This is a genomic window from Massilia sp. METH4, from assembly GCF_037094685.1.
In the GTDB taxonomy this organism is placed as follows: domain Bacteria; phylum Pseudomonadota; class Gammaproteobacteria; order Burkholderiales; family Burkholderiaceae_D; genus Rugamonas.
In genome coordinates, this window is the sequence record NZ_CP146614.1 from 1,664,452 (window position 1) to 1,688,953 (window position 24,502).

The 24,502-nt window shown below is 65.7% G+C and carries 24 protein-coding genes; 12 read left to right on the forward strand and 12 right to left on the reverse strand.

From position 1 onward, the window contains the following. Window positions 1–116: 116 nt before the first annotated feature. The 4 genes from V6Z91_RS07385 (at window position 117) to V6Z91_RS07400 (ending at window position 3,613) form a co-directional block, all read left to right on the forward strand. The gene (locus tag V6Z91_RS07385) at window positions 117–896 is read left to right on the forward strand and encodes a GntR family transcriptional regulator (RefSeq protein WP_338768607.1); all 780 of its coding nucleotides are present in this window, start codon (window positions 117–119) and stop codon (window positions 894–896) included. 225 nt (window positions 897–1,121) lie between these two features. Then, the gene (locus tag V6Z91_RS07390) at window positions 1,122–1,970 is read left to right on the forward strand and encodes an outer envelope protein (RefSeq protein ID WP_338768609.1); all 849 of its coding nucleotides are present in this window, start codon (window positions 1,122–1,124) and stop codon (window positions 1,968–1,970) included. A gap of 21 nt (window positions 1,971–1,991) precedes the next feature. Further along, on the forward strand, window positions 1,992–3,074 hold the full coding sequence (locus V6Z91_RS07395) for a BMP family ABC transporter substrate-binding protein (protein ID WP_338768611.1): 1,083 nt from the start codon (window positions 1,992–1,994) through the stop codon (window positions 3,072–3,074). Between the two features lie 56 nt (window positions 3,075–3,130). Then, window positions 3,131–3,613, forward strand: coding sequence for a nucleoside deaminase (locus V6Z91_RS07400; RefSeq protein WP_338768613.1), 483 nt, complete (start codon window positions 3,131–3,133; stop codon window positions 3,611–3,613). Between the two features lie 30 nt (window positions 3,614–3,643). Here V6Z91_RS07400 and V6Z91_RS07405 read toward each other — a convergent pair whose 3' ends face one another. After that, entirely contained in the window at window positions 3,644–5,059 is a 1,416-nt protein-coding gene (locus V6Z91_RS07405) for a cytochrome P450 (RefSeq protein WP_338768615.1), read from the reverse strand. A 103-nt stretch (window positions 5,060–5,162) separates the two neighbouring features. On the opposite strand from V6Z91_RS07405, the gene V6Z91_RS07410 reads away from it, so the two are divergent. The 3 genes from V6Z91_RS07410 to V6Z91_RS07420 all read left to right on the forward strand — a co-directional run bounded on the left by V6Z91_RS07410 (window position 5,163) and on the right by V6Z91_RS07420 (window position 7,326). Further along, the gene (locus V6Z91_RS07410; protein ID WP_338768617.1) at window positions 5,163–6,026 is read left to right on the forward strand and encodes a helix-turn-helix domain-containing protein; all 864 of its coding nucleotides are present in this window, start codon (window positions 5,163–5,165) and stop codon (window positions 6,024–6,026) included. A gap of 140 nt (window positions 6,027–6,166) precedes the next feature. After that, the gene (locus tag V6Z91_RS07415) at window positions 6,167–6,895 is read left to right on the forward strand and encodes a LysM domain-containing protein (RefSeq protein ID WP_338768619.1); all 729 of its coding nucleotides are present in this window, start codon (window positions 6,167–6,169) and stop codon (window positions 6,893–6,895) included. Next, entirely contained in the window at window positions 6,886–7,326 is a 441-nt protein-coding gene (locus V6Z91_RS07420) for a lysozyme inhibitor LprI family protein (RefSeq protein WP_338768621.1), read from the forward strand. Before V6Z91_RS07415 ends, V6Z91_RS07420 begins: the two co-directional genes overlap by 10 nt. Window positions 7,327–7,359: 33 nt before the next feature. On the opposite strand, the gene V6Z91_RS07425 is transcribed toward V6Z91_RS07420, so the two are convergent. From V6Z91_RS07425 to V6Z91_RS07445, 5 genes are all read right to left on the reverse strand, one after another. Continuing rightward, the gene (locus V6Z91_RS07425; protein ID WP_338768623.1) at window positions 7,360–8,022 is read right to left on the reverse strand and encodes a uracil-DNA glycosylase; all 663 of its coding nucleotides are present in this window, start codon (window positions 8,020–8,022) and stop codon (window positions 7,360–7,362) included. Window positions 8,023–8,182: 160 nt separating this feature from the next. Continuing rightward, entirely contained in the window at window positions 8,183–8,914 is a 732-nt protein-coding gene (locus V6Z91_RS07430; protein WP_338768625.1) for a hypothetical protein, read from the reverse strand. Window positions 8,915–8,938: 24 nt separating this feature from the next. Continuing rightward, the gene (locus V6Z91_RS07435) at window positions 8,939–9,694 is read right to left on the reverse strand and encodes a helix-turn-helix transcriptional regulator (RefSeq protein ID WP_338768626.1); all 756 of its coding nucleotides are present in this window, start codon (window positions 9,692–9,694) and stop codon (window positions 8,939–8,941) included. 123 nt (window positions 9,695–9,817) lie between these two features. Continuing rightward, window positions 9,818–10,444 (reverse strand): M17 family peptidase N-terminal domain-containing protein, encoded by a 627-nt coding sequence (locus V6Z91_RS07440; RefSeq protein WP_338768628.1) that lies wholly within the window; start codon window positions 10,442–10,444, stop codon window positions 9,818–9,820. A gap of 100 nt (window positions 10,445–10,544) precedes the next feature. Then, window positions 10,545–11,642 (reverse strand): alkene reductase, encoded by a 1,098-nt coding sequence (locus tag V6Z91_RS07445; RefSeq protein ID WP_338768630.1) that lies wholly within the window; start codon window positions 11,640–11,642, stop codon window positions 10,545–10,547. Window positions 11,643–11,748: 106 nt separating this feature from the next. Between V6Z91_RS07445 and V6Z91_RS07450 the strand changes: the two genes are divergently transcribed. After that, window positions 11,749–12,657, forward strand: a complete 909-nt coding sequence (locus V6Z91_RS07450) for a LysR family transcriptional regulator (protein ID WP_338768633.1) — start codon at window positions 11,749–11,751, stop codon at window positions 12,655–12,657. Between the two features lie 4 nt (window positions 12,658–12,661). Here V6Z91_RS07450 and V6Z91_RS07455 read toward each other — a convergent pair whose 3' ends face one another. Further along, entirely contained in the window at window positions 12,662–13,795 is a 1,134-nt protein-coding gene (locus V6Z91_RS07455) for an FAD-dependent monooxygenase (RefSeq protein WP_338768635.1), read from the reverse strand. A gap of 287 nt (window positions 13,796–14,082) precedes the next feature. On the opposite strand from V6Z91_RS07455, the gene V6Z91_RS07460 reads away from it, so the two are divergent. From V6Z91_RS07460 to V6Z91_RS07470, 3 genes are read left to right on the forward strand one after another with little or no spacing between them, the layout of a single operon-like run. Then, entirely contained in the window at window positions 14,083–15,348 is a 1,266-nt protein-coding gene (locus V6Z91_RS07460; protein WP_338768638.1) for a c-type cytochrome, read from the forward strand. Continuing rightward, a complete protein-coding gene (locus V6Z91_RS07465) occupies window positions 15,345–15,809 on the forward strand; it encodes a (2Fe-2S)-binding protein (protein WP_338768640.1) in 465 nt (154 codons plus the stop codon). Before V6Z91_RS07460 ends, V6Z91_RS07465 begins: the two co-directional genes overlap by 4 nt. Further along, window positions 15,806–18,028 carry a molybdopterin cofactor-binding domain-containing protein gene (locus V6Z91_RS07470; RefSeq protein ID WP_338768642.1) on the forward strand — a complete coding sequence of 741 codons (2,223 nt, stop codon included), beginning with the start codon at window positions 15,806–15,808 and terminating at the stop codon, window positions 18,026–18,028. The genes V6Z91_RS07465 and V6Z91_RS07470 overlap by 4 nt, the downstream gene beginning before the upstream one ends. 106 nt (window positions 18,029–18,134) lie before the next feature. Here V6Z91_RS07470 and lipA read toward each other — a convergent pair whose 3' ends face one another. The 5 genes from lipA to V6Z91_RS07495 form a co-directional block, all read right to left on the reverse strand. Further along, complete coding sequence (lipA, locus tag V6Z91_RS07475; RefSeq protein ID WP_338768644.1) at window positions 18,135–19,130, reverse strand: lipoyl synthase; 996 nt, start codon at window positions 19,128–19,130, stop codon at window positions 18,135–18,137. Between the two features lie 21 nt (window positions 19,131–19,151). After that, window positions 19,152–19,838 carry a lipoyl(octanoyl) transferase LipB gene (gene lipB, locus V6Z91_RS07480; protein ID WP_338768646.1) on the reverse strand — a complete coding sequence of 229 codons (687 nt, stop codon included), beginning with the start codon at window positions 19,836–19,838 and terminating at the stop codon, window positions 19,152–19,154. A gap of 75 nt (window positions 19,839–19,913) precedes the next feature. Next, entirely contained in the window at window positions 19,914–20,189 is a 276-nt protein-coding gene (locus tag V6Z91_RS07485; RefSeq protein ID WP_338768648.1) for a DUF493 family protein, read from the reverse strand. A gap of 377 nt (window positions 20,190–20,566) precedes the next feature. Then, window positions 20,567–22,714: a DUF6600 domain-containing protein gene (locus V6Z91_RS07490; RefSeq protein ID WP_338768653.1), complete on the reverse strand. Its 2,148-nt coding sequence runs from the start codon at window positions 22,712–22,714 to the stop codon at window positions 20,567–20,569. 98 nt (window positions 22,715–22,812) lie between these two features. Next, window positions 22,813–23,445: a LysE family transporter gene (locus tag V6Z91_RS07495; RefSeq protein ID WP_338768656.1), complete on the reverse strand. Its 633-nt coding sequence runs from the start codon at window positions 23,443–23,445 to the stop codon at window positions 22,813–22,815. A 94-nt stretch (window positions 23,446–23,539) separates the two neighbouring features. On the opposite strand from V6Z91_RS07495, the gene V6Z91_RS07500 reads away from it, so the two are divergent. Next, the gene (locus V6Z91_RS07500) at window positions 23,540–24,466 is read left to right on the forward strand and encodes a DUF808 domain-containing protein (RefSeq protein ID WP_338768659.1); all 927 of its coding nucleotides are present in this window, start codon (window positions 23,540–23,542) and stop codon (window positions 24,464–24,466) included. Window positions 24,467–24,502 lie beyond the last annotated feature (36 nt).

Below are 24,502 nucleotides of genomic sequence, written 5' to 3' on the forward strand. Positions count from 1 at the left end.
TCACCAATTGCGTGCATCCTGCCGATGATCCCTCTTCCGTGTCGTGCACGATTCCTGCTTTACAACTACGATCGCGTACGGATCGAGCCCGATCCCGAGCGAAGCGGAGACTGTCAATGACCAAGCAAGCCCCAGCGGAGCGCCCACGAAGCCACCGCACGCCCGAGGCCGACCCGGCCGAAGGAACGAACCAGCCAACCCGGCCACGCCAGCCGGGCAAGCGCGGCGCCGCCGCCGTCGACCTGCGCATCTACAGCGCCGTCGTCAACGCGGTCATGAGCCACCGCCTGCCGCCCGGCACGCGGCTGGGCGAGGCGGAATTCTGCGAACTGTATGAAGTAAGCCGCACCACGGTGCGCAAGGCGCTGCAGCGACTGGCGCACGACCACATCGTGGTGCTGCGGCCGAATCGCGGCGCCGTCGTTGCCTCGCCATCGCCGGAGGAAGCGCGCGACGTGTTCACGGCGCGCCGGGCCATCGAGCGCGAGATCGTGCCGCTGGTGATCCGGCATATCACGCCCGCATCGATCAAGCGCATCCGCGCCGCGCTCGACGAGGAGGAAGCGGCGCGCCGCAACGGTGACCGTGCGGCGTGGATCCGCCTGGGCGGCGAATTCCACCTGCTGCTGGCCGAACTGGCCGGCAACACGGTGCTGCAGCGCTTCATGGTGGAACTGGTGTCGCGCTCCTCGCTGATCATCGCCGTCTACGAGAATCCGGGCACGCCGATGTGCGGCAACCACGAGCACGACGAATTGCTGGCACTGATCGAGAAGAAGGATGTGGAGGGCGCCACCAGGCTGATCGAACACCACCTGGAAGAGATCGAGGCGCGGCTGCATTTGGGCACACCCGAACGCAAGCTGAGTTTGGCCGAAGCGCTAGCCGGGCTATAAAAAAGATTGTATACAAAACGCTCCAAAGTTGTGTGCATAATGCACCGGCATTGCACATCGGCACCGTGGAGCGAACCGTCTTGGTGCGGGGCTTAAGAGCGGAGGACACACCTGCATAGGACACAGGAGGGGTGGCCCGGTACTTGCTAAGGTACTGTCGACGTTGCATGCAATCAATCGGCACATTGGATGCAATCCGTTACACAACACTTACAAGGACCACGCATGAACACCATTCGTTTCGCTGCTACCTTCGCTCTCGCCGCCACCGCCGCCTGCGCCGCCCAGGCCGCCGACTGGAGCGATACGTCGCTGAGCTATCGCTACGGCTCGAAGTTTTCCGAGCCGTACAACGGTGCCGATATCGTGAAACACGTCGTGAACTTCAGCCATGCCAGCGGTTACAAGTACGGCACCAATTTCTTCAGTGTCGATTACCTGATGTCGGACGAGAACGACCCGTCCGCGGTCGGGTCCAAGTCGGGGGCCCACGAGGCCTATGCGCTGTATCGCCACACCTTCGACCTGGGCAAGATCACCGGCAAAAGCTTCAAGTACGGCCCGATCCGCGGCCTGGGCATCGTGGCCGGCTTCGACATCAACAGCAAGACCGACGCGGGCTACAACTCGAAGAAGCGCATGCTGGTGCTCGGCCCCACGTTCATGTTCGACGTGCCCGGTTTCTGGGACGTGAGCCTGGTAGCGTTGCATGAATCCAACGCTCCGTACAACGGCTATACGCAAACGGCCACCAACCGCTACCGCTACGACACGCACGCTGCCCTGATGAGCTCCTGGAGCATTCCGTTCCCGAACGTGCCGCTGGCGTTCGAAGGCTATGCGAACTACATCGGCACCAAGGGCAAGAACGAATACGGCGGCCCCACCGCGGTCGAGATCAACGTGGACATGAAGCTGATGTACGACGTCAGCTCGCTGGTCGGCGCGAACAAGAACACCTTCAAGCTCGGCGTGGCCTACCAGTACTGGAAGAACAAATTCGGCAACCCGTCGAAGACCGTTCCCGGCGCCACCGCACGAACCCCGATGGTGCGTGCCGAATACCATTTCTGACCAACCTGAAAGAGGAACATCATGAATCGTCGCAAGCTGCTCGCCTTTGCCTCCCTGTCCGCCGCGCTGGGCGCGGCCGTCATCGCACCGGCGCAGGCGCAGGAACCTCTGAAGGTGGGTTTCGTCTACATCGGCCCCGTGGGCGATGCCGGCTGGACCTATGCCCATGAGCAGGGCCGCCTCGAAATGGAAAAGGCGCTGGGCGGCAAGGTGAAGTCCACGTATGTCGAGAACGTGCCCGAGAGCGCGGACGCGGAGCGTGTAATCCGCAAGCTTGCGGCGGATGGCAACAAGCTCATTTTCACGACGTCATTCGGTTACATGAACCCCACGGAAAAAGTGGCGCGGGCATTCCCGAACGTGGTGTTCCAGCATGCCACCGGCTTCAAGACCACGAAGAACATGGGCGCCTACGAGGCGCGGCTGTTCGAAGGTTCCTACCTGCAGGGCATCATCGCGGGCAAGATGACCAAGACGAACACGCTGGGCTTCGTGGGCTCGTTCCCGGTGCCGGAAGTGATCCGCAACATCAACGCCTTCACCCTGGGCGCGCAAAGCGTGAACCCCAGGATCAAGACCAAGATCATCTGGGTGAACAGCTGGTACGACCCGGCCAAGGAACGCCAGGCCGCGGAAACGCTGATCGCGCAAGGGGCCGACGTGCTGACGCAGAACACCGACTCCCCGGCCACCCTGCAGGCGGCCCAGGAAAAGGGCAAGTACGCGTTCGGCTGGGATTCCGACATGCAGCGCTTCGCACCGAAGGCGCACCTCACCGCGAGCACCAACCAGTGGGGCGGCTACTACACCGAGGTGGCCAAGGCCGTGCTGGCGGGCACCTGGAAGACCGGCCACGTGCACGGCGGCCTGAAGGAAGGCATGGTCAAGATGTCGCCGTTGAACCCGGTGGTGCCGGCCGACGCGGCCAAGATCTTCGAGGCGAAGAAGGCCGCCTTCACGGCCGGCACCTCGACGCCGTTCACGGGCCCGATCAAGGACCAGTCGGGCGCCCTCAAGGTGCCTGCCGGCGTGGCGATGCCGATGAAGGAGCTCATGTCGATGAACTTCTACGTGCAGGGCGTGGAAGGCACGATTCCAAAGTAAATTCCTTTTGGCGGAACGGGCTTGCCCCCGTTCCGTTTTTTTTTCGAGATAACGATATGGCAGAACCGACAGCGCGCGACCACCAGTTCCTGACGGACGTGCTCGCGCTGGCCCAGCGCTCGCGCGACGAAGGCCACCATCCGTTTGCCGCGATCATCGCCGATGCGGATGGCAATGTGATCGCGCAGGCGATGAACGCATCGAGCAGCGACCGCACCGCACACGCGGAAATGAATGCACTGCGCATCGCGTCATCGCAGTATTCGCCCGAGAAGCTCGCGGGCGCCACGATGTACACGAACGCCGAACCATGCGCGATGTGCGCCGGCGGCACCTACTGGAGCGGCGTGGGGCGCGTGGTGTACGCGATGTCCGAAGCGACGCTGCTGTCGCTCACGGGCAGCGATCCCGAGAATCCGACCTTGTCGCTGCCGTGCCGGCAGGTGTTCGCCGCCGGGCAAAGGCCGACCGAGGTGATCGGGCCGTGGCGGGAGGAGGAGGCGAAGGTGGCCCACCAGGGGTTCTGGCACAAGAGCTGACATTTCATTACGCCCCCGGCGCCGGCGGGGTCAGCCAGCGGTTTTCCTCGAACGCAACCGCATGCTCATCGCCGTCGGCCCCATCACAAACCCCATCACCTCGTCCGGCGCCAACCGATCCCGCGCCTGCACATCGACGAGCTCGAACCGCCCCAGCAACATCGCCATCGCCACCTTCAACTCGATCAGCGACAGGTACCGCCCTGGGCACATGCGCGGGCCGGCACCGAAGGGCAGCGCCACGCCCTTGTCCGCGCCGCCTCCCGCCAGCCAGCGCTCCGGCTCGAAGCTGTGCGGCTCCGGAAACACGCCGCCATCCACGCTGTCGTGCCGCAGCACGCACCACAGCAGTGTATCCTTCGGCAGCTTCACGCCCATCACCGTGGTTTCGCGCTGCGCCTGCAAAGGGATGAACGGCGCGGGCGGCTTCAGGCGCATCGCTTCGAGGGCACATGCTTCCAGGTAGTCGAGCGCGTTGATGCTTTCCAGCGTCGGCACCTGGGCATGCTGGCGTACTTCCTCCTGCACGCGCGCCAGCGCATCCGGGTTTTGCCACAGCAGCCAGATCAGCCAGGCCAGCGCGCTGGACGTGGTGTCCTCGCCCGCCAGCAGCATGGTGGTGACGTTGCCGGCCACGGAGCTGTCGTCGACGCCGCTGTCCGGCCGGTCGGCTGCGGCCAGCATCGCTTGCAGCATGTTCGCCGGCTGTTCCCGCAGCGTGGGATCGGCAGCCATCGCCTCGCGTGCGCTGGCGATGAAACCATCCGTGGCTTCACGAACAGCGCGCACGCTACGCTCGAGCGTGCGGTCGGCCGGGAGCTTGAACCAGCGCCAGTAAGGGAAGGGCAGCAGCGAACGGCGTGCCACCCCCGCCAGCACCGTTTCGACGTGCTGCTGGATCGCATCGTCGCCATTGCCAATTGTGTCGACGTCCGCGCCGAATGCCAGACCCGCGATCACGTCGACCGTGTAGCGTTTCAAATCGCCCGTCAGGTCGATTTCGCCGTCGCCGGCCGCCACCCAGCGCTGCTCCAGCCGCTGCGCGACTTGCGCCATGCGGTCGAAGTAGGCCCTGATCGCCGTGGGTGAAAAGGCGCTCATCACCATGCGGCGCTGGTTGCGCCACGCGTCGCCCTCGGCCAGGAACAGGCCCACGTTGCCACCGAGTTCGGCGGAGACCTCGGCCGTGATGGCAGGACGCCGGAAACCGTCCGGCCGGTCGCGCAGCACGGCCGTGATGGCAGCGCTGTCGGACAGCACGACCACTTCGCGCGGCCCGATGCGGGCGCGGAACATGCGCCCGTATTTCCGGCTCCATCGTTCCATCGCAAGATGGATGGTCGACGGCCGCAATTGCAGGGCGTTGCCCAGCAGCGGCAGGCCGCGCGGGGCCGGCAGCTCGGCGATGGTTTGCGGCAGGGGGGTCTTGAGGGTGGCAACGCTCATGCTGGCTCCTTGCATTCGATGGTGCCAGTGTGCCGTGCGGCGCACCGCCGGTCTTGAATGTTTGCGACACGTGGGCACTCGATGACTGGTTTAACATCACGCCATGACCACGACTTTGCCTCCGACCGCCGCCCGCCTCGTGCCGCCCCGCGTGGCGCTGGCATCCTGCATTCGCGGCTACATGGTGCGCAGCACGCTCGGTGTACAGCTGGCCCCCGGGCAGCGCCTGAACCGCTTTCCAGCCACGCCGTTCTGCTCAATCACATGGATGATCGAGGGCAGCGGGGAATTGCTGGAACCGGCCAGGGCCGGCGCCGTGGCCCAGCAAGGCATGGCCATCTTTTCCGGGCCATGGACACAGCCTTTCATGACCGGCAATCCCGGTCCCGTGCATACGTTCACGGTGCTGTTCTTCGCCGACGCGCTGCATGCGCTGACAGGCCTCGACATGGCGGCGCAGCTCGACACCATGGCCCAGGTCGACGCGGTGCTCGGCGATGAGTGGGATGCGGTGTCCGGCGCCGTGCTGGCGGCGGCGGACGACGAGGCGCGCATCCGGCTGTTCGAGGATTGGCTGGAGCCGCGCTGGCGTGTCGCGCGCGGCGTCGCTTCCGGCGCGGCGACGTGGTCGCCGGCACGGGACTGGGTGCAGGCGCTGGCCGTGCGCGCCGCGGCGACAGGCGCAGGGCGCAGCGCTCGGATGGTCGAGCGGCGCGTGCGCGCCTGGGCCGGGCATCCGCTGCGCACCTTGCGGCGGCTCGCTCGTGTCGAGGAATCGCTGCTGGCGGCGCGCGACGAGCAGCAGGCCGGGCAGCTATCGCTGTCCGATGTCGCCCTGCGCGGCGGGTATTCCGACCAGGCGCATTTGTCACGCGAGGCGCGGGAACTGATTGGTGCCAGCCCGCGGGAGATCATCCGTCTGGCGCAGACGGATGAGAGTTATTGGCCGTATCGGATCTGGTGGTGAGCACGTTAATAACTAGCAACTTCATTGCTGACTCAAGTCTTGACAGTCGCATTTAGCAGACCATTGCCCTGAAGCAAAGTCATCCCCTGCTTTGTTCATTATCATCGAGCGAATGAATCACTGCACGCATGGGGGAACCAATGGCAACTCCGAAGGGCTCCTTCGAGATGTGGAAGGATGGTTTGATCAAGGGTGTCGGCCAAGCAAAGTGGCATACGTATGATTGCGAAATCAAAACCTCCATTTCGGAATTTGATCGACATTTAGCCGGCTCCCCTGGGTATGTCATTGTGGATTGGCGTCTTGTAAAAGCCATGCTTTGGGTAGAAACCGGCGCAGGTCATATACAATGGCGAGTAAAGCCGATGCAAATCGGCGTTCTAGGCGATCCAGGGCTCGATGCCCTACTTGGTGGGAAAGAAGGTGGAGACATAATCATGCCGCCCAGCTTGAAAGCCACGCTGGATCACAACGCCGCGAGAACTATACCGTCCTACAACATACGTGCAGGTATAGCATACCTCTTGATGAGGATGGCGAAATTCGAATTTCGCAGCGTCGTGTCTGACGACCCGAAAATATACGAGGCCCCTGTCAACCGAGGCGACAGTATGGCAAGAATTGCCAAGGTTTGTGGCACTACGACTGACATCCTGCGTCAGCTGAATCCTAAAGCGACGATCTTGCGCCCTGGGCAGGTTCTTTTGTATCGAAAGGGCGCCGTACAAAGGGTGATAGTCGGCTGGCTACCATTCGCCATCGAAGACGTTGCAAAGCTCTACAATGGTGGTGGGGATGTGAGGTACGCAGAAAAGCTCAGTTTCGCTCTCAAGTTGGTGAAATATGGTTCGGAGGCCACATGCGCTTGAACACTTGGTCCGCTCTTGGGCTTTGGCTGATTCTTTTCAGTGCGCATAGCGCCGATCAGCAGAACATCGCTCCAGTTGAAGAAATACTCGACACTTGCTCGTACAGTTCCCAAGCAGGGATGCGTGACTGCCTGGAAGATAGCGTACGCGACAGTTCGACAGCCGTGAACGCAGCGGAAAAAAAATTTGCTGCAACCATGAGCCGTTGGGATGAACGGCAAAAATACATAGCTGCCGCTCATATGCAGTTCAACATTTCTAAACGTGCCTTCTTGAAATACCGGGACGAACAGTGCGCATTAGCTGCTGCGCTCGGTGGAGGGGCAATTGGAAATGCTCTGGAATTACGGCGTCTGGCTTGCATTTACGAATTAAATAGGGAACGTAGTAATCAGTTGACACGGTTTTCCTCGTCTCTATATCTTAAATGAGTCGAACAAAGCCTTTATCTTTGCTGGAGACGTTCAACACCACCGGATCGGCTCCTTGCCTACCGCCCGCAAATAATCGTTCGCCTTCGAAAACGGCCTGCTCCCAAAGAACCCCTTGTGCGCCGAAAACGGCGAAGGATGCGGCGACGTGATGACGAGGTGCTTCTTCGTATCGATCAGCGCCTTCTTGGCGATCGCATAACTGCCCCACAAGATGAACACCAGGTGCTCGCGCTCCTGCGACAGCGTGCGGATCGCGGTATCGGTAAACGTCTCCCAGCCCTTGCCGGCATGCGAACCGGCGGCGCGGGCGCGCACGGTCAGCACGGCGTTCAGCAGGAACACGCCCTGTTCCGCCCAGTCGGAGAGATCGGTGCGGGTGCGCCGCACGCCCAGGTCGTTTTCCAGTTCCTGGAAGATGTTTTGCAGGCTGGGTTGCGGGCGGTTGCCCTCGGGGACGGAAAAGCAGAAGCCCATCGCGGCGCCGGGCGTGTGGTATGGGTCCTGGCCGAGGATTACCACTTTCACCTTGTCGAAGGGCGTCAGGTCGAAGGCGCGGAAGATGTGCCTGCCGGGCGGGCAGCATTGGCCGGCCTGGTATTCGGCGCGCACGAAGTCGGTGAGCTCGGTCCAGTAGGGCTTGTCGAACTCGGCTTGCAGGTGCTGCTTCCAGGAGGGTTCGATGCGTACGGTCATGGCGGGTCCCGATATGAAAACGGCGGCCCGTGAGCCGCCGTCCGTACAGACAGGTCATGAAGAGCCGACGTCTCGCCAGATGGTCCGCGGTCGACGGCAGCTCGGCTGTGTGCAGCGGAAGCCCGATTATACGGTCGCGCGGCGAAACGTCCAGCTACCGCTACCCTGCCGTGCCGGGCTCGATCGACTTGACCACCTTGCCCTGTTCGTCGAGCATCTGGATCTGCGCCTTGCCGTCGGCCGATACCTGCAGCTGCATCCGCGTGCGCCCCCTGGCATCCTTCAATTGCAGCGACGAGCCTTTCTCGCTCGTGTTGCCGAGCCAGATGCGGTTCATGCTCAGCTTGCCTTCGTCGGCCAGCTTGTCCCAGTAGGCGCGCCGTTCCGCCTCCGGCAACTTGCGTGCTTCCTCGGCGAACCGCTTACCGTCGCCGATCACGGTCAGGGTATGGGGCGGCACGTCGTTGATGATCAGGGCGGTCCTCTGGGTGGTGGCGCTGTCGGTATTGATCAGTTGCAGCGCCTGGTCCTGGCGGAAGCGGTCGAACGTCAGCGAGACGCCGGACGTCACCTTGCCATCGGGCCCGATGCCGCCCTTCTGGATCAGGCCGCCGTTTTCCGTGCCTTCGTCGTTGATGAACAACATGCCGGCAAAGGAGCGGCGATCCGGTCGCTCGCGTTCCTTTCCCTGAAGAAAGTCGCCCGGGAACTGCGCCTTGTTGGAAATGACCATCCGCTTCGTGCCATCCGGCTCGACGATATTGATGCGGCCGACGGTGATCTCGTCGAACTCGGCCTTGCGTTCGGCTTTGGCGCCAGTAAGCGCTACCACGGCGGCCAGCGCGGCAGCCATTGTCATGGCGCCGGTGAGGAAAGTACGGATCTGCGACATGCGGGTGTCTCCTTTCAGGGTTGGTCAAGGGCGTTTTTCTTGCCTGGTGCGGATGCGGCGCAGCCGCCATTCGATGAACAGGCCGACGAAACCGGATGCCAGCACGACCGCGCCAAGGAACTGGAGAATGCGGTTTTCCGGCGCTTCCTCGTGTCGCGTCTTGACCAGTTCGAAGCGGCGGTGGCCGTTGCGCGCCGGCTCCACGTAGAAGCCGCCGCGATCGGTCCTCGTCTCGGCAATGGCGGGCCGGGCGCGGTTGGCCTTGAAGTCGGCCATCCGGCTGGCGAATTGTTCATGCGTGATGGTCTTGGCCATCATCTGGAAACTGAGGATTTCCTGCTGCTTGTCGAAGATGTTGTCCGCTTCGCCGGGCAGGATCACGCCGGGCGACTCATAGCGGTAGATCTTGTTGGAGAAGAAAATGCCGTCGTTCGCCGCCAGCATCATGGCGAAACCGGTGAGCCAGGCGAGACCGCAGCCGTACAGCCATTTCTTGTGGTCGTGGACCTGCTCCGCCTCGGCCTGGGTGTTGAACTGGCTGACAGCGGGGATGTGCCGCAGGGTGGTGGCGAGGAGTTGCTTGTCGATGCCGTCCAGGAAGGTGGCGGCATCCAGGCCCGTGCCGGCAAGGATGGTAGCGAACATGTCGGCGGAAGGGACCGACTTGTCGTTCTCCAGCTTGGACAGATAGGATTGTTCGATCCCCAGCTGCTCGGCGAACTGCGGCTGGGTGAGGCCGCGTTCGGTGCGGAGTTTCTTCAGCTTGTCGCCGAAATTCATCACTTCCCTTTCTGCCAGTCATCGAATAGCCCGTATTCTTGGCCATTCATGCAGGACTGGGAAGGTGAATATTGATGAATTGGTAAGAATATCGATGCAGGGGAGGTCGGAAATTGCCCGCGGTCAACGGGTAGCCAGGCGATCGAACGCTTCCACGAAGGCGCGATGTGCCGCCTGCGCCCGGGGGGCGCCAACGTCGAAACTGCAATGCCGCAGATTCGGCAAGGGCGACAGGCCGGCTTCAGCCAGCATGTACTCGGCGCGCAGGGCGCCCAGCATGCCATCCACCATGACGTCCTGCATGTAGAGCCCGGCGTTATCGGTATGGCCGGCATCGAGCACGCTGGGAGCGAAGGCCATCGAGGCGGCACCGAACCGGATCGCTTCGCGCATGGCAACCCGCGCCGCACGACGAAGCGTTTCGCCGTCCAGCAATGCCGGGTCGCCCATGCCGATCACCAGGATTGCCCGCGACGCCACGCCCGCCGGAGGCATTGTGATCAACAGGGTTTCCATCGGCTGCGCCCGAAAGGCGCCGGCCTGCCGCAGGCGTGCCAGCCGGCCGCCGAGGGCTCCGTCAAGCGCCAGTAGTCCGCCGGACATGCCGGCGTTTGTCATTTCGCGCTCGAACATGCATGCAACGCTCAGGTCGACGTCGGCTTGCGCCGGCCCCCAGGCGACGACGTCGAACTGGACGCCGCATGCGCTGCCGATCGACAGGCGGAGCGGGGTGGTGGAGTGATCGGTCATGGGTGTTCCTGTTCGATTGGCTCCCGCATGCTACCGTGCCCGACGGTGCATCGGATCGTTCGAAAGTGGCATGCGGCATTGCACTTTTGGACTGTCGGAGTCAGGCGGCCAGTGCCGGGTAATCGACATACCCCCTGGCGCCGCCCCCGTAGAACGTGAACGGATCGGGCTCGTTGTAGGGCCCACCCTGCGCGATGCGGCGCACCAGGTCGGAGTTGGCGATGAATTGCCGGCCGAAGGACACCATGTCGGCCCGGCCGTCGCGGATCAGTCCATCGCCCGCCTCCGGGGTCAATCCGCCGTTGGCGATCACGAAGCCCCGGTAGTTGGTGCGGACGAGCGACAGGAGTTCCTCCATGTCCGGCGCGCCGCCCCAGGCGTTCGTGTCGGCCGCGTGGACATAGCCGATCCCGTACTCGTCGAGCATGCGCAGCAGGTAACCATAGGTCTCGGCCACGGCCGGGTCGCGCGCGTTGTTGTACTGCGCAAAGGGCGAAATGCGCACGCCGATGCGCGCGGCGGGAAAGGACAGCATGACCGACTCGATCACCAAGCGCAGGAACCTTGCGCGGTTCGCGATGCCGCCGCCGAAGTCGTCGGTGCGCCGGTTGACGTGGGGCGACAGGAACTGCTGCGGCAGGTAGCCGTTGGCCGCGTGGATCTCCACGCCATCGAGCCCCGCCTCGAGCGCGTTGGCCGCCCCGATGCCGAACGCGCGCACGGCGCTGAAGATCTCGGCGCGCTCCATGGCGCGCGACGGCGAAGCGGCGATGCGCGTGTACTGGCCGTTGCGCAGCATGCCGTATACCTGCAACAGGTGCAGGTCGTCGTTGACGCCCGATGGCGACAGCGGTGCCGCGCCGCCGAGCAGCGCATACGAGCCGACGCGGCCGCCGTGCCAGAGCTGCATGAACAGCTTGCCGCCTTCCCGGTGGACGGCCGCGGCGACGCGCTGCCATCCCGCTGCCTGTTCCGGCGTGTGGATGCCGGGCGCCAGTTCGAAGGCCGCCGACGCGGGGGAGACATTGGTGGCCTCCGAAATGAGGAGGCCGGCCGATGCGCGCTGTTGATAGTATTGTGCGGCCAGGTCATCGGGTACCCCGTCCGTGCCCGCGCGGCTGCGCGTGACCGGGGCCATGGCGATACGGTTGGCGATGGCGAGGTCGCCGAGCGTGGCGGATTGCAGGATGGCTTTCATGGCATTGCTCCGTGTTCGTTGTCGATGAGGCATCGTAGCCATGGCACGGTGCCGTGATAAGCCAGCCCGGCCGCACAGGCGCTTTGCCCAATCTGCAAAGGAATCGATGGACCGCTTCTCCGAACTTCATGCTTTTTGCGCCGTGGCCACGAGCGGCGGCTTTTCCGCTGCCGGCAGGCAGCTCGGGCTGGTGCCGTCCACGGTCGCGCGCCTCGTCGACGGCCTCGAGGCGCGCCTGGGTGCGCCGCTGCTGAACCGCTCGACGCGCCAGGTCACGCTGACCGAAGCCGGCGCCGACTACTTCGCGAGGGCACAGGCGATCCTGGCCAGTCTGGAGGAGGCCGATGACGCGGCGGCTTCGGCGCACGCGGGGCCGCGGGGACTGCTGAGGGTGAGCGCGCCCGTGGCCTTTGCCCGGCTCTATATCGCGCCGCACCTGGCCGAACTCCAGCAGGTCCATCCCCGCCTGGAGCTCGAACTGATGGTGTCCGACGCGCTGTCGGACATGGTAGGCGACGCGATCGATGTGGCGATCCGCATCGGCGCGGCGGACAGCCAGCCGGACCTGGTGGCAAGGCGGCTTGCGGGCCACCGGCGCATCGTCTGCGCGAGCCCTTCCTATCTCGAGCGCCGCGGCATGCCGCAAGTTCCCGCGGACCTGCTCCAGCACGAATGCCTGCGCTTCGCATACACAGGCTTGTCGCGCCGGCCGGGATGGCGTTTCCTGAAGGATGGCGAAACCGTCGAGATCGCGGTGCGGGGCCGGCTGGTCGCCAACAGTTCCGACGTGCTGCGCGAAGCGGCGCTCGATGGCGCGGGCATCGCGCTGCTGCCCGACTGGCTGGTCAGCGCGGACGTGGAAGAGGGCAGGCTGGCCGCCCTGCTGGCGGATTTCGAGAGCAACCCGGGACCGATGGATGTCGGCGTGTTCGCCGTCTACCAGCCGAACCGCCGCGGCTCCGGGAAAGTACGTGCATTCGTCGACTTCATCGCACAGCGCCTCAAGGACCAGTGAAGCATCAGCTGCCCATGATGCCTGCGCCGAGCTCCACGCCCCACTGGCCCAGCTCGCGCGCCGCCGCCAGGCGCACCCGCTCCCAACCGTCCAGCCGACTGTCGGCATAGCCGTCGCGCAGTGCATGCGCCAGCGCCATCGCATCCGCCGCAGCCTTGCCGGTACCGCTGGCGGTATGCGGCCGGATGACGGCCGCGGCGTCGCCGAGCAGCAGCACACGCCCGTCCCGCATTGCCGGCGCCTGGAAATCGACGATCGCCTGGACGAACGGCCTTGAGGTCGCCTCGATCAGCGCCCGCAGCGAAGGCGCCAGGATATCGCCCGCCTGTACGAGTAGTCCCTGCGTCGTGGCGGGCGCCATGGCGCCAGGCGGCAGCGATGCCTCGTGCCGCCGGCCATCGCTGTCGGTCAGGATGGCGTCGAGCGCCGCGCCGGCGTCCGCAGGGAGGTACCACACCCAGTTCCACCGGCGTTTGCCAGGACCGGTGGCGCCATCCTCACCCGGCACCGGATACGTGAGGAACATGTGCCGCTCGCCTTGCTGGAACACGAAGGTGTGGTCGAGCCGGTCCCGGAGCCCGTCCGGCAGCTCCGTTTCCGGCACCAGGCCGCGCCAGGCCACGTAGCCCGCATAGCGAGGCTGCAGTCCGGGGAACATTTGCCTGCGCACCTGCGAGCGGGCGCCATCGGCGCCGACCAGCAGATCGGCCTCCACGTGCCGGCCGTTCGCGAAGTGCGCGGTCACCTTGCCGGACCGTTGCTCGAAGCCCGTCAATGCGAACCCGGCATGCACCGCCGGCTGGGCATCCCTCAGCATGCCGTACAGCGCGTTCCACGAGGTCTGCGTCTGCGGCATGTGCAGCCGGCGGATCACGCTGTCGTCCCGCGCGAGGAAGATCCGGTCGACCGTCGTCACGCCCGGCGTGCCGTGCCAGCCGATGTCGGCCTGGTGCAGTGCCCGCAGCATGTCGCCCTGCAGCACCAGCCCGCCGCCCCGGCCGGACAGGTCCGACGGCGAGCGCTCGAAGACTTCCACGTCCCATCCTTCGCGGCGCAGCAGCGCCGCGGTGGTCAGCCCCCCGATGGAGCCGCCGATGACGACCGCCTTGCGGCCAGCCGTTTTCGCTTCCTCGTTCATGGCACATCCTTTCATCGTTCGCTTCAAGGTAGGGCGGGCGGCCGCTTTCGGGAAGCGCGACGCGGCGCAAAGGCCCTTTGCCGATCATGCAAAGCCAGGGCGGCCGCCCGCTGGCAGAATCCATCTCGAGTCACGCAGCTTAAGCGGTGGAGCGGATCGCCCGAATCCCTGTATCGCCTGATCGCGGACTGGCCAAACGGCGGGGGACTGCGGCAATGCGTTGTCCGATAATTTTTGGCACGGGCATGACCGTCCACGCCACGGGGCCCGCCACCACAGGATGATCCATGAACATCAAACTTGCCGTCACCGGGCTGCTGGGCGCGGTATCGATCCTCGCAGTGCTGTATGGATGGAGCAGCGAGCCGGCGATGCCCGCGGCGGCTGCACCGATGCCCGCGGCATCCGCCCAGGTGCTGGAAGAAGGACGGCGCATCGTCGCGCTGGGCGACTGCATGGTGTGCCACACCTCGGCCACCGGCAGGGCCTATGCCGGCGGGCTGCCGCTCAAGACGCCGTTCGGCACCATCTACAGCACCAACATCACGCCGGATGCCGAGACGGGCATCGGGCGCTGGACCCAGGCCGCCTTCACGCGCGCGCTGCGCCGCGGCGTCGCCAGCGACGGTCACCTGCTGTACCCGGCATTCCCCTACACGCACTACACGCGCATGAGCGACCGCGACATTGGCCTGGCCTACGCCTACCTGATGAGCCGGCCGGCCGTGCGTTACACACCGCCGGCGAACGAACTCGTCTTTCCGCTGAACTTCCGGCCGCTGCTGGCATTCTGGAACGTGCTGTTCCTCACGCCGGGCAACGGTGCCGAAGCGCCGGCGCATGGCGCGACGATCGAGCGCGGACGCTACCTGGTCGACACCCTCGGGCACTGCGCTTCCTGCCACAGCGGCCTGAACGTGCTGGGCGGGGAACGCAAGCCGGCGTTCGGCGGCGGCGAGATCGACGGCTGGCATGCCCCGGCACTGACGCGGCTCACGCAGGGGCGCAACCCCTGGTCCACGCAGCAGCTCGCCGATTACCTGCACGGCGGGCTGGCCCTCGGCCACGGCGCGGCCAAGGGCCCGATGCGGCCCGTGGCCGAGCGGCTGGCCGAGGTGCCGCGCGAGGATGCGCTGGCCATGGCCAGCTACCTGATGAGCATCCAGGAGAGTGCGCCGCCCGGCTCCGGCAAGGCGCCACCGGCAACGGCGCCGGCCGGAAGCGCCATCGCCCAGGGCAGGATCGTGTTCGATGCCGCCTGCGCCAGCTGCCATGCCGCACCGGCCGCCATGATGCGCATCGGTGGCCGCCCCGCGCTCGCCCGCAGCAGTGCCCTCTTGTCCGGAACGCCGGTCAATTTCGTGCAGACCGTCCTCGCGGGCATACCTTGGCACGGCGGCTCCGCCGTGTACATGCCGCCGTTCGCGGCGACCTTGAGCGACGAGCAGATCGCCAGCCTGGCGGCCTACCTGCGCCAGGACCTGGACGGGCAGGAAGCCTGGCACGACGTCGCCAGGCAAAGCGCAGCCATTCGCAAGGAACTTCAACCATGACCACCAGCTTGACTCTGAACGGCCGCGCGACGCGGTTCTCGTCCGACCCGGACACGCCGCTGCTCTACGTACTGCGCAATGAAGGAAAGCTGAACGGCGCGAAGTTCGGTTGCGGCATGGGGCAGTGCGGCGCCTGCACCGTGATCGTCGATGGCGAGGCCGTGTTCTCGTGCCTGGCACCGCTGGCCACGCTGGAAGGGCGTTCCGTGCGTACCGTGGAGGGGCTGGGAACGGCCGCCGCGCCGGGGCCGCTCCAGGCCGCGTTTATCCGGCACCAGGCGGCCCAGTGCGGCTACTGCATCGCCGGCATGCTGATGCGCGCGCAGGCCCTGCTGGACCGGGTTCCGAACCCGACCGACCAGCAGATCCGCGAGCACATGGAGCCGAACCTGTGCCGCTGCGGAACGCACACGCGCATCTTCGCGGCCATCAAGGACGCCGCCAGCGGGGGCAAGGCGTGAGCCGCCCGGTCCATGCGGGGCGCCGCGCGTTCCTCGAAGGTGGCGCGCTGGTCGTCGCCTTTTCCCTGCTGCCGTCGCTGGCGCGCGCCGAATTCAACGGCATGGGCGTACCGCCGGTGGCCAATCCGAAGCTGGCCGGCAGCCTGCAGCGCACGCCCATGCTCGACTCCTGGATCTGCATCGCCGCGGATGGCCGCGTGACCGTCTGCAGCGGCAAGGTGGAACTGGGTACCGGTGTGCGCACGGCATTGATGCAGGTCGCCTGCGAGCAGCTCGCGCTGCCCCTGCCGGCCATTCGCTTCATCGCCGGCGACACGGACCTGACGCCGAACGAAGGCTTCACCGCGGGCAGCCACACGATGGCCGACAGCGGCACGGCACTGCTGCATGCGAGCGCCCAGGTCGCCACGCTGTTGCGCGGGGGAGCGGCGCGCCGCTGGGGCGTGGCACCGCACCAGGTGCGGTTGCGCGATGGCCGGGCCGTCGCGCCCGATGGACGGTCCATGCACTACGGCGAGGCGATTGCCGGCATCACGCTGCGGCGTGCCGCCTCCGAAGTGTCGGACCTGAAGCCGCCGGCCGCGTATGCGGTGATCGGCAAGGCTGTGCGGCGGGTGGATATTCCGGCCAAGGTGACCGGCGGCCAGGCCTATGTGCAGGACCTGCGCTTGCCTGGCATGCTGCATGCGCGTGTCGTGCGTCCGCCGCGCCCCGGCGCGCAACTGGCCGCAGTGGACGTGGAAGCGGTGCGGAGAATGAAGGGCGTGCACGCCGTGGTCCGCAATGGCAACTACCTGGCCGTCATCGCGGTGGAAGAATGGCATGCGATCCAGGCGATGTACGCTCTGACGGCCACGGCGAAATGGGAGGGCGGCGCGGCGCTGCCGGGCCGGCGTGCGATCCATGACTACCTGCAGCGCATACCATCGCAGGACGAGACGATCCTCCAGCGCGGCGGCCCGCTGCGTCCCGGCCTGCGCACGATTCGCAACCGGTACACGAAACAGTATGTGCTGCACGGCTCGATCGGCCCATCCTGCGCCGTGGCGCACCTGGACGCGGGGCGCATGACGGTGTGGACGCACACCCAGGGCGTTTTTCCCCTGCGTCAGGCGCTCGCAGAAATGCTGGCGATGAAGCCGGACGCCGTGCGCTGCATCCATACCGAGGGATCGGGCTGCTATGGGCAGAACGGCGCCGACGACGTGGCCGCGGACGCGGCGCTCCTGGCGCGCGAAGTACCCGGCCGGCCGATCCGGGTGCAGCTGATGCGCGACCAGGAACACCTGTGGGAGCCTTTCGCCCCGGCCATGGTGAGCACGGTCGTTGCCGCGCTGGGTCCGGAGAACCGGATCGACTACTGGCAGTACGAGGTATGGAGCGGTTCGCACAACGAAAGGCCCGGCAACGCGGGCAAGCTGCTGCCCGCGCAGCTGCTTGCCAGGCCGTTCGTGCCGTCGCCCTCCCTGCCCATGCCGCAGCCAGAGGGCGGCGGCGACCGCAATGCGCTGCCGCTGTACGCAGTGCCGAACATCCGGGTGGTGAACCATTTCCTGCCGGTGACGCCGCTGCGCACGTCGGCGATGCGTTCGCTGGGAGCGCACCTCAATATCGTGGCCATCGAAGGCACGATGGACCAGCTGGCCGCGCTGGCGCGTATCGACCCGGTCGAGTTCCGTCTCGGGCATCTCGCCGCCGTGCCACGCGCGCAGGCCGTGATACGCAGTGCGGCGCAGCGGTTCGGCTGGTCGCGGCAACGGGCTGCGCGGCCCGGGCATGGCATCGGATTCGGTTTCGGCCAGTACAAGAACACGATGGCTTACGTGGCGATCGCCATCGAAATCTTCTTCGACCAGGACAAGCATGAGGTCCACGTGCTCAGGGTATCGGCGGCGGCCGATTGCGGGCAGGTCGTCAACCCGGACGGGGCCAGGAACCAGCTCGAAGGCGGCATCATCCAGTCCACCAGCTGGACGCTGCTTGAAGCGCTGCACCATGGCGAGGATGGCGTGAAGAGCTTCGACTGGGCGACCTATCCGATCCTGCGATTTTCCGGCATGCCGCGCACGCTCGATATCGCATTGCTGGACCAGCCAGGGCAGCCGTTCCTCGGCGTGGCCGAGGCGGCGCAGGGCCCGATGGCGGCCGCGCTGGCCAATGCCTTCGCGCAGGCTGCCGGCAAGAGGGTATTCGGGTTGCCGCTGCTGGCAGCGGGTTGACCAGGATGCAAAAACGGCGGCCAGGAGGCCGCCGTCGGGAATACTTTGTTGTCGAGCCCGTGTCTCTCGGTGCCTGGCACCAGGGTGACACGAGCTCGGCGGCAGATCAGCCGGCTGCTTCCAGCAGGTTATGCGCCTGCACGTCCGCATGGTACGAGCTGCGCACCATGGCGCCCACGGCGGCGTGGCCGAAGCCCATCTTGTACGCCTCTTCCTCGAACATCTTGAACGTATCCGGGTGCACGTAGCGGCGCACCGGCAGGTGGCTGTTCGACGGGGCCAGGTACTGGCCGATCGTCAGCATGTCGATGTCGTGCTCGCGCATGTCGCGCATCACCTGCAGGATTTCCTCGTCCGTCTCGCCCAGGCCGACCATCAGGCCCGACTTGGTCTTCACGTTCGGGTACAGGGCCTTGAAGTCCTTCAGCAGTTTCAGCGAGTGCAGGTAGTCGGCGCCGGGGCGGGCTTCCTTGTACAGGCGCGGCACGGTTTCCAGGTTGTGGTTCATCACGTCCGGCAGGCCGTCCGCAAAGATGTTCAGCGCCTTTTCCAGGCGGCCGCGGAAGTCCGGCACCAGCACTTCGATCTGGGTTTTCGGCGACAGTTCCTTCGTCTTCGTGATGCACTCGACGAAGTGGGCGGCGCCGCCGTCGCGCAGGTCGTCGCGGTCGACCGATGTGATCACCACGTAGGACAGGCGCAGCTTGGCGATCGTGTTGGCCAGGTTGGACGGCTCGTTCACGTCCAGCGGGTCCGGGCGGCCGTGGCCCACGTCGCAGAACGGGCAGCGGCGCGTGCACTTGTCGCCCATGATCATGAAGGTAGCCGTGCCCTTGCCGAAGCATTCGCCGATGTTCGGGCAGGAAGCTTCCTCGCACACGGTCACCAGCTTGTTTTCACGCAGGATGTCCTTGATTTCGTAGAAGCGGCTGGAAGCCGATGCCGCCTTCACGCGAATCCACTCGGGCTTCTTCAGGCGTTCCACCTGCTCGATCGGCACGATCTTGATCGGGATGCGCGAGGTCTTGCTGGCGCCCTTCTGCTTTTCGCTCGGGTTGTAAGCGGCTGCGTTGGCGTTGGCTGTGGTGGTCTCGGTGGTCATAAGGTTTCCAGTTAGATTCGGTCAGGCGGCAGCGGGTAGATCGGGTTGGCTGGCTTCGAGCTGGCGCACCAGCTCGTTGGCCAGCGCCAGTTGCACGTCGGCCAACGCCGCGTCCACGCCCATCGAGCGCATGTCGATGGTTTCCAGGCCGGCGTAGCCGCAGGGGTTGATCCAGGTGAACGGCGCCAGGTCCATCGCCACATTCAGGGACACGCCGTGGTAGGTGCAGCCGTTGCCCCGCACTTTCAATCCGAGCGCGGCGATCTTCGCCCCGCGCCTGGGGCCTTCGGCGATGTAGATGCCGGGCGCGCCTTCGATGCGCTCGCCGGCCAGTCGATACGACGCCAGCACGTTGATGATCGCCTGCTCGATCTTGTGCACGAACTGCCGGGCATACAGCTTGCCGCCCGGCTTGTTGCGGCGCAGGTCCATCAGCAGGTAGATCACCACCTGGCCGGGGCCGTGGTACGTCACTTCGCCGCCGCGGTCCGTCTGCACCACGGGAATCCGCGAGGCACCGCCCAGCAGGTGGCCGCGGTCGGCGCCCAGGCCCAGCGTGTAGACGGGCGGGTGCTCGACGATCCACAGCTCGTCGGGCGTCTCCGGCGTGCGTGCATCGGTGAAGGCGCGCATCGCCGCGAACGTGGGTTCGTAGTCGGCTTGACCGAGGTGGCGGATCACCGCCGGTTCGGGTCTCGTGGTGGACATGGCAGGTAGCGTTGGAGAAAGCCCCGCTATTATACGCCTGGGGCCTTGCTCATGCTCAAAGGGTGAGCAGTTACTTCAGAGAACGATTTTCACCATCGGGTGGCCAGACAGCTCGGCGTACAGCGCATCGAGCTGTTCGCGGCTCGTGGCGCGAACGGTCACGGTCAAGCCCGTGTACTTGCCGCCGGACGAAGGGCGCGTCTCGACTTTTCCTTCGTGGAAAGTCGGGTCGTGCTTCGTGATGACTTCGATGATCGTGACGGTGAAGGCATCGTGCGTGGGGCCCATCACCTTGATCGGGAAGTCGCTCGGGTATTCGATGAGGGACTCTTTCGGTGGGATCGCAGCCATGATTCTTCCTTCGATAACAGATGAGTAAGCGGCGCCTGATCCTGGAAAATGACCACGCCAATCCGCTATTTTAGCGAAAGCGGCCGGCGCCGGGGCGGCGCAAAAAAATGGCCAGCCCTGAAGGCTGGCCGAAAAACTATTCTGGGCTGAGAAAAACTGCGCACGGAATAGTTGGGACACCTGAACGGTCACGGAAATTGCCTCGCTGCGGACCATCAAGGGCCCTGTCGTGCGTGCTTTCCCGGCATATGGACACTGTAGTCAGTGTAAGGACAGGTTGCTACTGCTTTGTGACAGGCTGCGCGAAAACGCGGATGAATGAACAAAATTCCGGGCTGGGCCGCAAAAATGTGGCCCAGCCGTGGAATATTTCGCTGTTAGCGCTCGCGAGCGCCGTCACCGCGGTCGCGGCCGGGGCGCTCGCCGCGCGGCTGCACGCTCGGAGCGGGCGCGGGCGGTGCCGGCTGGGCTACCGGGGCGGGGCGGGCGATGGGCTCGGGGCGTGGCTGGGGTGCCGGTGCCGCAGGCGGCGGTTGCTGGATGGACATGCGTTGCTCGCGACGGATTTCCATCTCGCGGCGCGCCTCGGCACGCTCCTGCATCATCTCGCGCTGGCGCTCCAACCGCTCGTTGGCAATGAAGGAGCGCGACGGCGCCTGTTCCATCTGCGGTCGCGGTGCCGGTTGCGGCACCGGAGCGGGCGGCGGCACGGTCGTCACCGGCGGGGGTGCGCTGAACGCGGGCTGGCTCACCGGCCGGTCCACCTGGGGGCGCTGGATCTGCGGCGCTTCCACGCGCGGGCGGTCCACCTGCGGCCGCTCGATACGCGGCCGCTCGGTCACGATCGGGCGCGGCGCCATGTCGCGTTCGCGCTGCATGCGCTCGGCCACGCTGTCGATATTGCGCTCGGCACGGAAGCGGTCGGTTATGCCGTCGCGGTTGCGGTCGACCTGGCTGCGCTCGGCGGGAGCGATGATGCGGTCGGCTTGCACGCGGTCCGTGGAAATGACGTTATCGCGGCTGCGGTCGATCTGCAGGCGGTCGGGCGTGCCATCGCGGTTACGGTCGACCTGCACGCTGTCGGGCGTGCCGTCGCGGTTGCGGTCGGCCTGCAAGCGATCAGGCGTACCGTCGCGGTTGCGGTCCGCTTGCGGGCGGTCGGCAATGCTCTCGCGGTCACGGCCCACTTGCATCCGGTCCGGCAGGCCGTCGTTGTTGCGGTCGGTCTGGATACGGTTGACCTGCGGCCGGTCGGCAATGCCGTCGCGGTTGCGGTCGGGCGCGCGTGCAAAGCCGGGCACCACAGGCGCGGCCAGCGGGAGACTGGACGGGTTCGATGCCACCGAGGCGCGCGGCAGGTTGTTCACGCGCACGCTGCGGCGGTCCTCGAACTGCTCGCGCGGCACGATCGTAATGCCTTCGCGGCGGGTCGGCACGGATTTCCAGCGCCCGCCCCGCCAGTCCCAGCCCAGCCGGCGCTCATGATCCGGCGACACGTGGTAATGCGGCACGTAGCGGTCGCGCGGCGTGAGCGGATACCAGCCCAGGCCGGGGCGATGGCGGCGGTCGCTGAATGCGACGGACCAGCCGGCGCCACCCACCCAGCCCACCAGCGCCGGTGCCCACACGGGGCGGCCGACGATCCGGCCCGGCGCCCAGTACCAGCGGTTGCGTACCGTCACCCAGCGGCCATAGTGGAAGGGCGCGTAGCCCCATGGCGCATTGTCGACCCACGTCCAGCCCCAGGGAGCGACCCAGGCCCAGCGGCCGTCGCTGTACGGCGACCAGCCGCTGGCGATGGACCGGGGCGTCCACAGGGGGCCGTAGATGTCGTCGACCGTCCAGCTGCCGTAATGATCCAGGTCTTCGTAGCCGGTCACGTACGTGGGAATGTAACGGGTGGCGATGGCGCCTTCGTCGCGGCGGTCGCGCGCGAAGGCCCAGGAATCGAAGCCATCCTGCAAGGCCTGGCCGGTGCGCACGTCGTCGCCGCGGATGTCGGCACGCTTGCCGGTGCGCAGCGTGAGCGCCGTGCCGGCCGCTTCCAGGCGGGCCACGCCCATCAGCACGGAGACGGACGTGGTATCCGGCTCGCGGTCGGTATCGACGCGCACGGTACCGGGCTCGGTCAGGACAACGCGGCCATGCGGCGTGGCCAGCTCGAAGCCGGACAGCGCCTGCGGATCGCGCACGCGCACGCTGGCCGAACCGTAGTTCAGCCGCAGGTGCATCACGTCTTCATCGAGTTCCTCGATGTCGAGCGCGCTGTCGCCATCGAGGCGCACTGCCACGGGGCCGACGCGGAATTCGGTACGCGCGCCGCGCGCCGTGGAGATCCGGTCGCCGCGCTTGACGGGCCAGTTCAGCAGGGAGCCGGTCTCGTCGCCTTCATCGGTCTGCACCGTGACCTGGCCCTCGGCCGCGGAGATCCTGCCGACCAGCGTCGGCGGCTCGACGGCCAGCGCAAACGACGAAGCGGCCACGAGGGCCGCCAGCAATAGGAAATGCAGTAATTTGCGGGACATCGTTATCTCCGGAATCGTTATGTGGTTCAGCTATCCACCATATAACGGCTGAACGATGCCGAAGAAGACGTCCGTTACAAATATTTTCGAATCGCGGCTCAGGCGTTACGCTTGACGAAGAACAGCGCCGTGCCGACCGCCATCAGCAGGCCGCCGAAGACGCGGTTCTGGATGCGCATTGCCCGGGCGTCGCGGAAATAGCCCTGCATGGTCGACGCCAGGAAGGCGTAGCCATGCATGACTGTCAGATCGATCGTCACCATGGTAGCGGCGAGAATCAGCAGTTGCGGCAGCACGGGTTCGCTTTGCGTGATGAACTGCGGCAGCACGGCCACCATGAAGATGATGCCTTTCGGATTGGTCGCATTCGTGAGGAAGCCCGTCAGCAGCCGACGCTTCACGGAAGGCACCGCCGAGCGGGCTGCCACCACTTCAGTGCCTTCGTTTACCCTGGCGCGCCATTGCGCCAGGCCCAGATAGATCAGGTACAGCGCACCTACCGTCTTGACGATATTGAACGCTACTTCGGAAGCGAGCAGCAGCGAGCCCACACCTGCGCCGGCGATGAACAGCACCAGCAACAGGCCCAGTTGCAGGCCGATCACGGTAGCGCTCGCTTTTTTCACGCCATACGACAATCCATGCGACATCGACAGCACGGCGCCCGAGCCCGGCGACAGGGCGATGATGATGGCGGAGATGGCGAAACCGAACCAGGTGGCGAAGCTCATGGGAAAGTCCTGCGTAAATAAGCGATTGTAGCGCGCTGGCAGCCGCTGCCAGTAAGGTAAGATTGCCGCATTTTCATTACAGAGAGATTGCCCGATGGCCGGAACCAGCCTGCTTGCCCTGATCGACGATATTGCCTCCATCCTTGACGACGTTGCCGCCATGAGCAAGGTCGCCGCCAAGAAAACCGCAGGCGTGCTGGGCGACGACCTGGCGCTGAACGCGCAGCAGGTGGCCGGCGTGAAGGCGGACCGGGAATTGCCGGTCGTGTGGGCGGTTGCCGTGGGTTCGCTGAAGAACAAGGCGATCCTGGTGCCCGCCGCGCTGGCGATCAGCGCCTTCGCCCCCTGGGCCGTGACCCCGCTGCTGATGATCGGCGGCGCCTACCTGTGCTTCGAGGGCTTCGAGAAACTGGCGCACAAATTCCTGCACAGCAAGGAAGAAGACGAGGCCCACCATGCCGAACTCGCGTCCGCTGTCGCCAATCCGCAAATCGACCTCGTTGCGCTGGAGAAGGACAAGATCAAGGGCGCCGTGCGCACCGACTTCATCCTGTCTGCCGAGATCATCGTGATCGCGCTCGGCACCATCGCCAACGCCCCGTTCATGCAGCAGGTGTCGGTGCTGGTCGCCATCTCGCTGGCCATGACGGTCGGCGTGTACGGCCTGGTGGCCGGCATCGTCAAGCTGGATGACGCTGGCCAGTACCTGGTGGATCGCCACCCATCCGGCGTGCTGCATGGCTTGGGCAAGGGCCTGCTGGCGACGGCGCCAAGGCTGATGAAGCTGCTGTCGGTGCTGGGCACGGTGGCCATGTTCATGGTCGGCGGCAGCATCATCACGCACGGCGCGCCGTTCCTGCACCATGCGATCGAGCACGCGGCGACGGCGGCTGGCCCGATCCTGGGTGCGATCACGACGCACCTGGCCGACATCGTCGTCGGCGTCGTGACCGGTGGCATCGTCCTGGTGGGTGTGACGCTGGTCGGCAAGCTGCTGCGCGGCGTCAAGGGCAAGGCTTGAACGTTCTGGTCTGATTCGCGTACATCTTACTGAGGA

Bases quoted from the DNA above. Each gene is read 5' to 3' on its own strand.
- V6Z91_RS07385 (WP_338768607.1), top strand. From the start codon at position 117: ATGACCAAGCAAGCCCCAGCGGAGCGCCCACGAAGCCACCGCACGCCC.
- V6Z91_RS07390 (WP_338768609.1), top strand. From the start codon at position 1,122: ATGAACACCATTCGTTTCGCTGCTACCTTCGCTCTCGCCGCCACCGCC.
- V6Z91_RS07395 (WP_338768611.1), top strand. From the start codon at position 1,992: ATGAATCGTCGCAAGCTGCTCGCCTTTGCCTCCCTGTCCGCCGCGCTG.
- V6Z91_RS07400 (WP_338768613.1), top strand. From the start codon at position 3,131: ATGGCAGAACCGACAGCGCGCGACCACCAGTTCCTGACGGACGTGCTC.
- V6Z91_RS07405 (WP_338768615.1), bottom strand. From the start codon at position 5,059: ATGAGCGTTGCCACCCTCAAGACCCCCCTGCCGCAAACCATCGCCGAG.
- V6Z91_RS07410 (WP_338768617.1), top strand. From the start codon at position 5,163: ATGACCACGACTTTGCCTCCGACCGCCGCCCGCCTCGTGCCGCCCCGC.
- V6Z91_RS07415 (WP_338768619.1), top strand. From the start codon at position 6,167: ATGGCAACTCCGAAGGGCTCCTTCGAGATGTGGAAGGATGGTTTGATC.
- V6Z91_RS07420 (WP_338768621.1), top strand. From the start codon at position 6,886: ATGCGCTTGAACACTTGGTCCGCTCTTGGGCTTTGGCTGATTCTTTTC.
- V6Z91_RS07425 (WP_338768623.1), bottom strand. From the start codon at position 8,022: ATGACCGTACGCATCGAACCCTCCTGGAAGCAGCACCTGCAAGCCGAG.
- V6Z91_RS07430 (WP_338768625.1), bottom strand. From the start codon at position 8,914: ATGTCGCAGATCCGTACTTTCCTCACCGGCGCCATGACAATGGCTGCC.
- V6Z91_RS07435 (WP_338768626.1), bottom strand. From the start codon at position 9,694: ATGAATTTCGGCGACAAGCTGAAGAAACTCCGCACCGAACGCGGCCTC.
- V6Z91_RS07440 (WP_338768628.1), bottom strand. From the start codon at position 10,444: ATGACCGATCACTCCACCACCCCGCTCCGCCTGTCGATCGGCAGCGCA.
- V6Z91_RS07445 (WP_338768630.1), bottom strand. From the start codon at position 11,642: ATGAAAGCCATCCTGCAATCCGCCACGCTCGGCGACCTCGCCATCGCC.
- V6Z91_RS07450 (WP_338768633.1), top strand. From the start codon at position 11,749: ATGGACCGCTTCTCCGAACTTCATGCTTTTTGCGCCGTGGCCACGAGC.
- V6Z91_RS07455 (WP_338768635.1), bottom strand. From the start codon at position 13,795: ATGAACGAGGAAGCGAAAACGGCTGGCCGCAAGGCGGTCGTCATCGGC.
- V6Z91_RS07460 (WP_338768638.1), top strand. From the start codon at position 14,083: ATGAACATCAAACTTGCCGTCACCGGGCTGCTGGGCGCGGTATCGATC.
- V6Z91_RS07465 (WP_338768640.1), top strand. From the start codon at position 15,345: ATGACCACCAGCTTGACTCTGAACGGCCGCGCGACGCGGTTCTCGTCC.
- lipA (WP_338768644.1), bottom strand. From the start codon at position 19,130: ATGACCACCGAGACCACCACAGCCAACGCCAACGCAGCCGCTTACAAC.
- lipB (WP_338768646.1), bottom strand. From the start codon at position 19,838: ATGTCCACCACGAGACCCGAACCGGCGGTGATCCGCCACCTCGGTCAA.
- V6Z91_RS07485 (WP_338768648.1), bottom strand. From the start codon at position 20,189: ATGGCTGCGATCCCACCGAAAGAGTCCCTCATCGAATACCCGAGCGAC.
- V6Z91_RS07490 (WP_338768653.1), bottom strand. From the start codon at position 22,714: ATGTCCCGCAAATTACTGCATTTCCTATTGCTGGCGGCCCTCGTGGCC.
- V6Z91_RS07495 (WP_338768656.1), bottom strand. From the start codon at position 23,445: ATGAGCTTCGCCACCTGGTTCGGTTTCGCCATCTCCGCCATCATCATC.
- V6Z91_RS07500 (WP_338768659.1), top strand. From the start codon at position 23,540: ATGGCCGGAACCAGCCTGCTTGCCCTGATCGACGATATTGCCTCCATC.